Source organism: Rubrimonas cliftonensis (assembly GCF_900107585.1).
Taxonomy (GTDB): Bacteria; Pseudomonadota; Alphaproteobacteria; order Rhodobacterales; family Rhodobacteraceae; genus Rubrimonas; species Rubrimonas cliftonensis.
Genome location: NZ_FNQM01000002.1, coordinates 517113 through 528300, shown reverse-complemented (window position 1 = coordinate 528300; position 11188 = coordinate 517113). Strand labels below are relative to the sequence as shown.

The window sequence follows — 11188 nt, the reverse complement described above, 5'->3', positions numbered from 1 at the left end:
CGCGCCGCCCATCAGGAGTCCGCCGATGACCGCCGCAAGACCTGACATCGCGGGCTGCAAGGCCGCGCTCGCCGGCCTCGACATCGACGACACGCCCGCCACGGTGAAGCAGAAGAGCCGCGACTTCTTCTGGTATTCTCCCGTGCTCAAGGCCCGGATGGACCATCTGACCGCCGATTTCGTCGTCGCGCCGCGGGATGCGGACGAACTGCGCCGCGCGCTCGCCGCCGCCTACGCCCATGACGTGCCCGTGACGACCCGCGGCGCCGGCACCGGCAACTACGGCCAGGCGATGCCGCTCGCCGGCGGCATGGTGCTGCACATGAAGCATTTCGACCGCGTGCTCGAGATCGCGCCGGGCCGGGTGCGCGCCGAGGCCGGCGCGATCATCGCCGGGATCGATCGCCAGACCCGCGCGCAGTCCGGGCAGGAGCTGCGGATGCACCCCTCCACCGCCCAGACCGCCACCATCGGCGGCTTCGTCGCCGGCGGCTCGGGCGGCGTCGGCTCGATCCGCTGGGGCGGCCTGCGCGACGCCGGCAACCTCCTGTCGCTGACGCTCGTGACCTGCGAGGCCGAGCCGCGGACCCTGAGGCTGACCGGCGACGACATCCACAAGGCCAGCCACGCCTATGGCGTCAACGGCGTCATCACCGAGGTCGAGGCGCCGCTGGCGCCGGCCTATGAATGGCGCGACGTCCTGCTCGGCTTCGACACATGGCGCGAGGCCAACGCCTTCGCCTACGCCCTCGGCCACCAGGACGGCATGCTTCTCAAGCAGCTCTGCACGGTCGCCGCCCCCATCGGCCAGAACTTCTTCAAGCGCCACGCGCGCTTCATCGGACCGCACGATCACCTTGTCGTCGCGATGGCCGCGCCCAACGCCATGGGCGCGCTGGACGCCTTCGCCGCCCGCTGGCCGTCGGCGCGCGTCCTGTTCCGCTCCGACCGCGACGCGACCGAGGGGCTGCCGCCGGCCTACGAACTCGGCTGGAACCACACCACGCTGCGCGCCCTGCGCGTCGACCCCTCGATCACCTACCTCCAGGTGCTCTACGGCGAGCCGACCGTGGAGAAGATCGTCGAGATGGCCGAGGTCTATGGCGACGAGGTTCCCGGCCATGTCGAGTTCGTGCGCTTCGACGGCAGGGTGCGCGGCATGGGCCTGCCGCTGGTGCGCTTCACCGACGAGGCGCGGCTCGATGCGATCGTCGCCGGGCACGAGGCGCGCGGCTGCCCCGTCTTCAACCCGCACCGCTACACGCTTGAGGAAGGCGGCATGAAGCAGTCCGACCCCGCGCAGCTCGGCTTCAAGCGCGAGACGGACCCCAAGGGCCTGCTCAACCCCGGCAAGATGATCGCCTGGGACGACCCCGACCATGACTTCGCGGCGCAGGGCTTCTACCTGTTCCCCGGCATGGCGGCGCAGTAGCCGGCGGCGGGGGAGGACCAGGATGGCGCCAGGCCTCTCAGACCGTGTCGCCGGGCTCTGCCGGGACATGCCCGGCGCCGAGGTCTCCGATCCCTGGGGCGGCGGCCATGCGGCGTGGAAGGTCGGCGGCAAGCTCTTCGCCTGCATCGGGGCCGTGACGCCGGGCGTCGCGGTCAAATGCCGCGACATCGAGACCGCCGCCATGCTGATCGACGCCGGCGTTGCGTCCCGCGCGCCCTACTTTCACCGAAGCTGGGCGCTGCTTCCGGAGGACGTCGCCGACGACGAGCTCGCGCACCGCCTTCGCGCATCCTACGCGCTCATCCGGCGCAACCTCACGAAGAAGGCGCAGGCGGCGCTGGCGCCCTTCGACGGGGCTTGAGGCGGCGCGGGCGACTTGACCCGCCGGGGCGCTCGCGCAGCATCGCAGCCGCTTGCGCCGCCCGCGCCGCTTGGCTAAGAGAGCGCGTGTTCGGAGTGTAGCTCAGCCTGGTAGAGCGCTGTCTTCGGGAGGCAGAAGCCGGAGGTTCGAATCCTCTCACTCCGACCATGATTCGCACCGCATTCCCGAGGCGGTGAGCACGGCCTGGGTCGCTCCGCCCTGCATTGAGGGTCCGCGGCGTGTGACTTTTCGGCTTGCCGGGCAAGTCTGTTTCCCGCATCGCCACTCTGACGTCGACGCGGCGACCGCGCGGCCCCGCCGCATCCCGCGACCCGTCACCCGATCCACCCACATGGCCCGGGCAGGGCGGCCGCCGCGATGGCGCCGGGGAGGGTCGTCATCGATGATGGCGGGAGCGACCGGTCATGGGTGAAGCTCCAAGACGGGGCCGTTCGCGGCCGCCGCATCCGAGCGGTCATGCGTCACCTGCAGCACCGGCAACCCGTCGCGCCGCGCCATGTCGAACACCAGCCGCCGGATCTGGTCGCGCAGCGCCGCGTCGAGGCGCGAGAACGCCTCGTCCAGCAGCAGCGCCCGCGGCTCCGACAGCAGCATGCGCATCAAGGCGACCCGCGCCTTCTGGCCGCCCGACAGCGTGGCCGGGTCGCGGCCGGCGTATCCCGACAGGCCGACGCGCTCCAGCGCCGCCTCGACGCGCGCGCGTCGGGCCGCACGGCCGCGGACATGCGCCGGCAGGCCGAAGGCGAGGTTGCCGCCGACCGAGAGGTGCGGGAACAGCAGCTCGTCCTGGAACAGGATCCCGATGCGGCGGGCCTCGGTCGGCAGGCCCGTGACGTCGACGCCGTCGAGGCGCACGCGCCCCGTCATCGCGAACGCCGGGTCCAGCGTCCCGGTGACGGCGGCCAGCAGCGTGGACTTGCCGACGCCGGAGGGCCCCATGACGGTCGCCGCCTCGCCCGGCGCCACCACGATGTCGAGCGCGACGAGCGGCCTGCCCGCATGGGTGATCGCGAGGCGTTCGAGCGCCAGCCCCCTTCGCGCGCCCTCAACCATGGCGCAGCGCCTTGCGGTCGCGCCAGATCAGCCGCGGCAGCAGCACGGCCGCGAGGAACGGGACCAGCGCCGCCGCGGCCTGCGCCAGCGCATGAACCCCGATCAGCCGCCGGTCGCCGCCGGAGGCCAGCGCCACCGCCTCCGTCGTCACCGTCTGCACCCGCCCCCCGCCGACCAGCAGCGTCGGCAGGTACTGGCCGACCGAGACGGCGAAGCCCACCGCTCCAGCCGTCAGCAGCGGGCGCAGCAGCATCGGCAGCCGCACGGCCCAGAGCACCCGGTCCGGCCCCGCGCCCAGCGCGCGGGCGGCGACGTCGAAGCGGCCGTCCCAGGCCCGCCACGGGTCCGCGAGCGACAGGAACACATAGGGCAGCACGAACACCAGGTGGGCCACGATCACCGCCGCCCGTCCGCCGTCGAGACCGACGACCAGCGCCAGCGTCTGGAAACCGGTCAGGAAAGCCACTTGCGGCGCGATCAGCGGCAGGTAGAGCAGCCAGAGCGCGCGCTGGGCGGGGCGCAGCCCGTGCCGGTGCTCGGCCTCCAGGCAGGCGACTGTCAGCAGCATGGCGAGGACGGTGGCGGCCGCGCCGATCAGCGCCGTCTCGGCCAGCAGCGCGCCGAGCCGCGGCCCATGCCGCTCCCATGTCCGCAGCGTCAGCGCGTCGGGCAGCGCGTCGGGGAAGGTCCAGAAACCCGCGACCGACCACACCGCCAGACCGGCGAGCCCCGCGAAGACCGCCAGCGCCGCGAGCAGCCCCGCGGCCAGCCCCGCCAGGCGCAGCGCGGTCTCGACCGCCGGCGCGCCGCGCCCGCCGCCCTCGGCCCAGCGGCGGCCGAGGCGTCCGACCGCGATTTCGCCCAGCCGCCAGACGCCGAGCGCGGCGAGCACCAGCGCAAGCTGCAGCAGCGCCCCGGCGGCGGCGCGGAAGCGCAGCGCGAGGTCCGGGTCGCCCATCCACCGCACCACCTGCACCGACAGCGGCGGCGGCGTGCTGGGGCCGAGGATCATCGCGACGTCGACCACCGACATCGAATAGGCCAGCACCGCGTAGACCGGCAGCCGGATCTGGCGATAGACCTGCGGGAACACGGCCTTGAGCCAGCCCGTGACGCGCCCGTAACCCAGCGCGCGCGCCGTGGTCGCGCCCTGCGCAGACCGCGCCTGCGCCAGCGCCGCCAGCGTCATGAGCAGCAGGAACGGGATCTCCTTGGCGACGAGGCCGAGGGTCAGCGCCACGCCCGCAGGGTCCTGCGCGGTCAGCAGGTCGGGCGGACGCTCCCACCCCGTCGCCCAGGGCGAGAGCGCCCGCGCGACCCAGCCCGACGGCGCGATCAGGAAGGCGAGGCCGAAGGCGGCCGCAGCGTGCGGCACGGAAAGGAGCGGCGAGAGCGCCCGCTCCATCGCGCCGAAGGCCCGCGTCCCACGCCATCCCGCGACGATCAGCGCGACCGCCGCCAGCGACAGCGCCGTAGCGGCGAAGCCGACGCCGACGCTGAGCAGCGCCGCCCGGGTCAGCCCCGGCCAGTCGAACAGGCCGCGCATCACCTCGAACGTAAGGGTGTGGCCGCCGAGCGCCGGCATCCAGCCGAAAGCCGGGCCGACCGTTCCAGCGAGCCCCGCCGCCACGGGGCCGAGCATCACGGCCAGCGTCAGCGCCGGCGCCCAGGGCAGCGCCCGGCCGCGAAGCCTCGGGCCCCCCGGCCGCTGCGCCAGCGCCGCGTCGCTCACGCCGTCGCGCCGAAGCGGAGCGCGGAAGCGGTCACGGCGCCAGGCCGTAGCGCGCGGTCCAGTCCTCCTCGAGCCGGACCATCCAGCCGGGGTGCGGCTCGGGCAGGCTCTCGCCCAGCTCCTCGGGCGTCAGGGCGGCGACGCCGAGCGGCAGGGCCTCGAAGGCCGCGCGGTCCGCTGGCGGGAGCCTGTCCATCGCCAGCACCGTGCCGTTTCCCCAGATCTCGGGGTTCTGCTTGCGGGCCTGCGCCTCGGGCGACATCAGGAAATCCGCGAGCGCCATGGCCCCGGCCCTGGCGCTGGCGTTGTAGGGGATGGCGACGAAGCTCGCGTTGCCGATGGTCCCTCCGTCCAGCACATAGGCGCGCACGGTCTCGGGCAGCTCGAACCTGGCGATGGCGTTCGACGGCTCGTTGGGATTGAAGCTCAGCGCGAGGTCGATCTCGCCGTCGGCCATCAACTGGATCAGCCGCGCGCCGTTCGGCGGCCAGGCGCGCCCCGACCGCCACAGGTCCGGCGTCAGCGCGTCGAGAAAGTCCCACAGCGGCGCGGTCGCGGCGGCGTAGTCGGTCTGCTCGGGCGGCGCCAGCAGGACGTCGGGCTCCGGCGTCAGTTCGTGGAGCGCCTGCTTCAGGAAGGTCGAGCCGAGAAAGTCCGGCGGCTGCGGGAACGCGAAGCGCCCCGGGTTGGCGGCGGCCCAGTCCAGCAGCGCGGGCATCGACCGCGGCGGCGCGGGGGCGCGCGCCGCGTCGTGGTAGAAGATCAGCTGCGCCATGCCCCAGGGGGCCTCCAGCCCGTCCGTCGGCACGGTGAAGTCGGCGGTGACGGCGGGCTTGCCCTCGACGTCCACGAAGGCCCAGTTCGGCGCCTGCTCGACCCATGGCCCGAACAGCAGGCCCTGTTGCTTCATCGCTGCGAAGTTCTCGCCGTTGATCCAGATGAGGTCGACCGCGCCGCCCTCGTCGCGGCCCGCGGCCTTCTCGGCGATCACGCGGCTGACGGCCTCGGCGGTGTCGGCCAGCTTCACATGCTCGACTGTCACGCCATGGCGCTCGGCGACCTGCGCGCCCGCCCAGGCGATGTAGTCGTTCACGGCCGCGGAGCCGCCCCAGGCGTGCCAATAGACGGTCTGGCCGCGCGCCTCGGCAAGCACCGCGTCCCAGTCGGCGGGGTCGGGGCTCTGCGCGGCGGCCGCGGAGGCCAGAAGCGCGAGGCCTGCCGAAATCATGCGGATCATGGTGCGTCTCCGGTATCGTCCAGAAATCCAAGGACGCGGCGTGGCGCTATTCGGCGGCGCGGCGCGCGGCGGGCCGGGCGGCCAGTCGGGCGGCGCGGATGCGCGCGATCTCCGGCCCCAGCACTTCGGCATGGAAGCGGTCGCAGCCGATGCACAGGTTGCGGTAGGGCGCGCCGTCGGGCCGGCTGGTGCGGCTGGCCTCCAAGAAGCGCGCCACGTCCCAGCCATGGGACAGGCCCATGCGCTCGGGATGCCCCATTGCGATCGCCTCGAAGGCCGGATGACCGACCAGGCTTTCGAGAATGTCCTCCAGCCGTTCCTCGCACAGGTTGCCGAGCGGCGCGGCGGTCTTGAGGCAGCAGGGGAACACGTCGCCGTTGGGGTCGATCGAGACCTCCGACCCCGAGAGGCCGCGATTGAGAAACCCCAGCCCGCCGGACCACGCGTTGCAGAAATTGTCGGCGACGGTCGCCTTCGACAGCGAATTCTCCCACGCCCGACCGCGGGGCCAGATCTTGCCGATCCACGCGTCGTCGGTCGCGCCGAAGAAGGAGTAGACCGGCGCGTCGGCGGTCTGATCCGCCCAGTCGCGCTTCGCGCTCGCCAGCCTGCCGTCGCGCATGCCCGCGGCCTCGAACATCTCGCGCAGCCGCTGCTGGAGGGGGACGCGCTTCTCACCCTCCAGCCCGACATGGAAATCGTCCATGCCGGCGCAGGAGATCATCCAGACCCCGCGCGCCAGCAGGTCGTCGACGATGGCGGGCGTCACCAGATCGCCGGTGGTCTGCACCACCACGCGCACGCCCTGCCCGGCGTAACGCTCGCGCAGCGCCTCAAGCGCGGGATACAGCACCTCCTCGCGCACCGGATCCACCAGAACCTCGCCGCCGGCGAGAATGATGCGGCCGGGGCGGCGCAGATAGCCGCCGGGCGCGCCCTCGTCCGGGGAGTTCAGGTCGAGATAGGCCAATTCGGCGGGCAGGTTCGAGATCACCCGCGGAAACGCCGCGCGCGCCTCGTCCACCACCTTGCGCAGCGCGCCACGGACATAGGGACGGAAGCGGCTTTCGTAACAGTGACGGCACTTGCGATGACAGGCCCAGCACAGGACGTAGTAGATGCTTTCCATTGGTCGGCGCGTCGCTCTCTCTGCTCGGGACTGCACACTCGCGCGTCGGCTCGACGCGGGGAAGTCAAGAATTCGTTCGCATCGGGATGTAACGCGTGACGTCGCCGGGTCGAACGCGCGCGGGGCCGATTCGGCGCCCACGCCGCTCGTCGCCCCCGCCGCGCCCGAAAGGCCGCCGGACGTCGCCGGCGCCGACATTCGCGATCCTGAACGGCGACCTCGCGAATGCGCTATCCGCGTCCCGGGCGCTTTCGTTCTCGACCGGGCGCCGGGCGGCGGCCATCCGGCGATCGCCCCCCTGCGGAGCGCGGCGGACGCCCGATCCTGCGCTCGGCGCGCCTGTCGTCAGGGGTCGAGGTCGAAGGCGGTCAGCTCGTCGAGGCCGGTCTTGCGCAGCCAGTCCGGCAGTCCCAGCGGCTCGGCGCGGTCGGCCGGCAGCAGGGGGACGAAGGTCTCGCCCGCCATGCGCCTGTCGAGGTCGTCGCGGGCGGCGGCGCGCAGCTCGGGGTCCGTCATCAGGTCGAGGCCCGCCCCCGCCAGGATGCGCGCGGTGTCGAGCGCGGCGCGGTCGCCGATCGACATGCCGGCGCAGGCGGTGATCGCCCAGGTGTGCAGCGACGTGCCGAGACCCGCCGTCGGCCAGGCGAAGGCGCCGAGCGGCGCCACCTTGCTGATGTCGCCGAGATCGGAGGAGCCCCCCACCTTGGTCGGCGGAACCGGCGGCGCCACGGCGGTCGCTAGGCCCGCGTCGGGCAGGCCCATCTCGCGCTGGCAGGCCCGTGCGAACGCCTGCTCGGCGTCGGTCCAGACCGGCGGGCGGGCGGTCATGTGCCGATGCATCAGGCCGATCAGCGGGGCGTTCGGCAGCAGCTCGTGCATCCCGTAATAAGGGTCGAACTCGGCGGCTGTCTGCGTCATCAGCGCGGCCCCTTCCGCGACCTGACGCGCCCAGTCGACCACGGCCTTCAGGTCGCGCCCGTTCGCGGCGCGGATCGTCAGCCAGACCTGCGCGAAGTCCGGCACGATGTTGGGCGCGACGCCCGCGCTCTCGTAGACGTAATGAAGACGCGTCGTGGGCAGGACGTGCTCGCGCATGAACTGGAGACCCGCGCCGAACAGCTCGGCCGCCTTGAGCGCCGAGCGGCCGTCCCAGGGCGTGTTGCCGGCATGCGCGGTTCGGCCGTTGAAGCGGATCTTGACCGCCATGTTGGCCGAGGTGGCGACCTCCCCGACGGCGGCGAAGGGCGCCGGGTGCCATGCGAGCGCGGCGTCGACGTCGTCGAACAGGCCGTCGCGCACGAAGTAGACCTTGGCGCCCTGCGCCTCCTCCGACGCGCAGCCGTAGACGCGGACGGTTCCGGGCGCGCCGGTCGCCTCCATCATGGTCTTCAGCGCCAGCGCCGCGCCGGTGCAGCCTGCGCCGAGCATGTTGTGGCCGCAGCCGTGCCCCTCCGTCCGGCCGTTCGGCGCCGGCGCCTGGCGCGGCTCGGCGGCGTTGCCGAGCCCGGGCAGCGCGTCGTATTCCGGCAGGAGCGCGATGACCGGACCGCCGGCCCCCTGCGTCCACTCGCTGACGAAGGCCGTGGGATAGCCCGACGTGCCCCTCGAGACCGTGCGGAAGCCCGCCGCCGCGAGTTCGCGCAGATGCACGCGGGCGGACTCGATCTCCACGATCGACAGCTCGGCGAGCGCCCACACCTCGCGGCTGATGCGCAGGATCGCCTCCGCATGGCGCTCGACCGCCGCCTCGGCGGCTGCGACCGACGCAGGCGCACCGCCGCCGACCGCGTCCGCAGTCCCCTGCGACGCGCCGCCGCCGGCCTGAGCGAGCACGATGTCGGGCGCGCCCGCCAGCACCGCGGCGACCCCGGCGCCCGACGCCAGAAAGTCCCGTCTGTTCGCCCCAAGCACGTCCTTCATGAACCGCCTCCGTGCAAGCCCGCGCCCCGATACGCCGTCCGGACCCGTCGGGATCGTAACGCGAAATGGCGCGAGGCGCGACCGGATCGCCCGGCGGCGCGTCGGAACCGCGTCGGAGCCGCGTCGGGGCCGCGTCGGAGCCGCCATGGCTGCATCTCCTCTCCTTGCGGTCGGGCCGAGGGTGAAAGGGTCACTGCGCCTCGGCGAGGACGAGGGCGAACATGACCGCGCGATCCCTCGGCGCCGTCACGCCTGCGTGAGCCTGTCGAGAGCCGCGTAACGTCGGCGTGGGCCGGGACGAAAAGATTTCGACCGGGCCGCCCGCCGCGCCTGGCCGATCAGGGAGACCAAGATGCGATCAACCTTCCGAACGCTCGCCGCGGCCGCCGCGCTCGCCGTATCGCTGGGCGGCGCCGCGCTGGCCGGTCCGCAATATGTCGACGCCAGCGGTTTCGCCGTGAGCGGATTCGACGTCGTCGCCTATTTCGACAAGGCGCAGGCCCCGGTCGGGCAGTCGCAGCCCGCGCCGACGCCGGGCAAGGCGTCGATCACCGCCGAGCACAACGGGGCGACCTTCGCCTTCGCCACCGATGCGAACCGGGCACGGTTCCTCGCCGATCCCGAAGCCTACGCGCCGCAGTTCGACGGCCACTGCGCCTTCGGCGTGGCCAAGGGCGGCAAGGTGCCGGGCGACCCGCAGCTGTGGCGGATCGTGGACGGCAGGCTTTACCTGAACCTCCAGAAATCGGTCCAGGGGATGTGGGAGCAGGACATCCCCGGCCACATCGCAACCGCCGGTGGGAACTGGCCCGGCCTCGACCCCAAGCCAGCCTCGGAACGACCCGTGCCTGAGCTGACCGCGGGCCTCGCGCCCGTCGCGAACTGATCCACACCAGGGAGATCGACCCATGAATACGAAGACCGCCATCGCCGCCGCCGCCGCCCTCGCCGCCGCCGTCTCGGCGCTGACCGCCGCCCAGCCCGCCCACGCGCAGGCCAAGGAGAAGTGCTACGGCGTCTCGCTCGCCGGCAAGAACGACTGCGCGGCGGGGCCCGGCACGACCTGCGCCGGCACGTCGACCGTCGATTTCCAGGGCAACGCCTGGACGCTGGTGCCCGCCGGGGACTGCCTGAAATACGGCGTGGACGAGCAGAACGCGGCGTTCGAGCTGCCCGGCGACCGCGAAGGCTCGCTGGAGCCGCTGGAGCGTGACCTGCCCTCCGCCTGAGATCCCGCCGAGAGCCGCCCGGGCCGCCCGGCCCGGGCGGGCGCATGCGAGGAGACCGCGATGAACGCCCCGGCCGGACCAACCGCGCCCGCGCTGCCCGCCCGCGCCGGCGTGTGCTTCAAGCCGCAGCACTGGCCGGCGATCGAGGCCGAGGCGCCAGAGGTGGGCTTCTTCGAGGTCCACGCCGAGAACTACATGGGCGAAGGCGGCCCGCCGCACCGGATGCTGGAGGCGCTGCGCGCGCGCTGGCCCCTGTCGCTGCACGGCGTCGGCCTGTCGATCGGCGGCGCGGGCGCGCTGGACCGCGACCACCTCGTCCGCCTGCGGGCGCTGGTCGACCGCTACGCGCCCGCGAGCTTCTCCGAGCATCTGGCATGGTCCAGCCATGACGGCGTCTTTTTCAACGACCTGCTGCCGCTGCCCTACGACGAAGCGACGCTCGGCCGCGTCTGCGCGCATGTCGAGCAGGCGCAGGAGGCGCTGGGTCTGCGGCTGCTGCTGGAGAACCCGTCGGCCTATGTCGCGTTCGAAAGCGCGACGATGGCCGAGACCGACTTCCTCGCCGAGGTCGTCCGCCGCACCGGCTGCGGGCTGCTGCTCGACGTCAACAACGTGTACGTCTCAGCGACCAACCAGGGTTTCGCTCCGGCGGCGTATCTCGACGCCTTCCCGCTGGCCGCCGTCGGCGAGGTCCACGTCGCCGGCCATGCGGTCGAGGTCGGCGCCGACGGGTCGCGGCTGCTGATCGACAGCCATGACCGGCGCGTGGACGCCGCCGTGTGGGCGCTTTACGGGCGGGTCGTCGCGATGACCGGGCCGCTGCCGACGCTGGTGGAGTGGGACGCCGAGATCCCCGAACTCGACATCCTGCTCGCCGAGGCTGCGCTGGTCGATCACGTCATGCTGACCGGAGGCGCCGCCCGCCATGCCTGCGCCGTCTGAGCGCCACCGGGGGCGGCCCGCCGCTCCGGGCCGGCCGCGGGCCTCCCGGCGCATCCCGAGCGCCGCAGACCGCCTCGCCAGCGCCGGGAACCGGCGCCCGAGGTCGACCGG

Annotated in this window: 10 protein-coding genes and 1 tRNA gene; 6 read left to right on the top strand and 5 right to left on the bottom strand. The window is 73.2% G+C overall.

The window, feature by feature from the left end:
• The first annotated feature begins 25 nt into the window (after positions 1-25).
• The 3 genes from BLW43_RS05140 (at position 26) to BLW43_RS05130 (ending at position 1982) form a co-directional block, all read left to right on the top strand.
• A complete protein-coding gene (locus tag BLW43_RS05140; RefSeq protein WP_093249692.1) occupies positions 26-1432 on the top strand; it encodes an FAD-binding oxidoreductase in 1407 nt (468 codons plus the stop codon).
• Positions 1433-1454: 22 nt separating this feature from the next.
• On the top strand, positions 1455-1814 hold the full coding sequence (locus tag BLW43_RS05135) for an MmcQ/YjbR family DNA-binding protein (protein ID WP_093249679.1): 360 nt from the start codon (positions 1455-1457) through the stop codon (positions 1812-1814).
• A gap of 91 nt (positions 1815-1905) precedes the next feature.
• A tRNA-Pro gene (locus BLW43_RS05130) sits at positions 1906-1982 on the top strand.
• Between the two features lie 255 nt (positions 1983-2237).
• On the opposite strand, the gene BLW43_RS05125 is transcribed toward BLW43_RS05130, so the two are convergent.
• From BLW43_RS05125 to BLW43_RS05100, 5 genes are all read right to left on the bottom strand, one after another.
• On the bottom strand, positions 2238-2888 hold the full coding sequence (locus BLW43_RS05125) for an ATP-binding cassette domain-containing protein (RefSeq protein WP_093249673.1): 651 nt from the start codon (positions 2886-2888) through the stop codon (positions 2238-2240).
• Positions 2881-4530 carry an ABC transporter permease gene (locus BLW43_RS05120; protein WP_093250008.1) on the bottom strand — a complete coding sequence of 550 codons (1650 nt, stop codon included), beginning with the start codon at positions 4528-4530 and terminating at the stop codon, positions 2881-2883. The genes BLW43_RS05125 and BLW43_RS05120 overlap by 8 nt, the downstream gene beginning before the upstream one ends.
• A gap of 121 nt (positions 4531-4651) precedes the next feature.
• The gene (locus BLW43_RS05115; protein WP_093249669.1) at positions 4652-5857 is read right to left on the bottom strand and encodes an ABC transporter substrate-binding protein; all 1206 of its coding nucleotides are present in this window, start codon (positions 5855-5857) and stop codon (positions 4652-4654) included.
• Positions 5858-5903: 46 nt separating this feature from the next.
• Positions 5904-6986, bottom strand: a complete 1083-nt coding sequence (locus BLW43_RS05110) for an SPASM domain-containing protein (protein ID WP_093249665.1) — start codon at positions 6984-6986, stop codon at positions 5904-5906.
• A 345-nt stretch (positions 6987-7331) separates the two neighbouring features.
• Positions 7332-8906, bottom strand: a complete 1575-nt coding sequence (locus BLW43_RS05100; protein ID WP_093249657.1) for an amidohydrolase — start codon at positions 8904-8906, stop codon at positions 7332-7334.
• A 352-nt stretch (positions 8907-9258) separates the two neighbouring features.
• On the opposite strand from BLW43_RS05100, the gene BLW43_RS05095 reads away from it, so the two are divergent.
• Genes BLW43_RS05095 through bufB form a run of 3 tightly spaced genes read left to right on the top strand, consistent with a single transcriptional unit; the run spans position 9259 to position 11077 of the window.
• On the top strand, positions 9259-9792 hold the full coding sequence (locus BLW43_RS05095) for a YHS domain-containing (seleno)protein (protein WP_093249653.1): 534 nt from the start codon (positions 9259-9261) through the stop codon (positions 9790-9792).
• A gap of 22 nt (positions 9793-9814) precedes the next feature.
• Positions 9815-10135 carry a BufA1 family periplasmic bufferin-type metallophore gene (locus BLW43_RS05090; protein WP_093249645.1) on the top strand — a complete coding sequence of 107 codons (321 nt, stop codon included), beginning with the start codon at positions 9815-9817 and terminating at the stop codon, positions 10133-10135.
• A gap of 60 nt (positions 10136-10195) precedes the next feature.
• Entirely contained in the window at positions 10196-11077 is an 882-nt protein-coding gene (bufB, locus tag BLW43_RS05085) for an MNIO family bufferin maturase (protein ID WP_093249641.1), read from the top strand.
• Positions 11078-11188 lie beyond the last annotated feature (111 nt).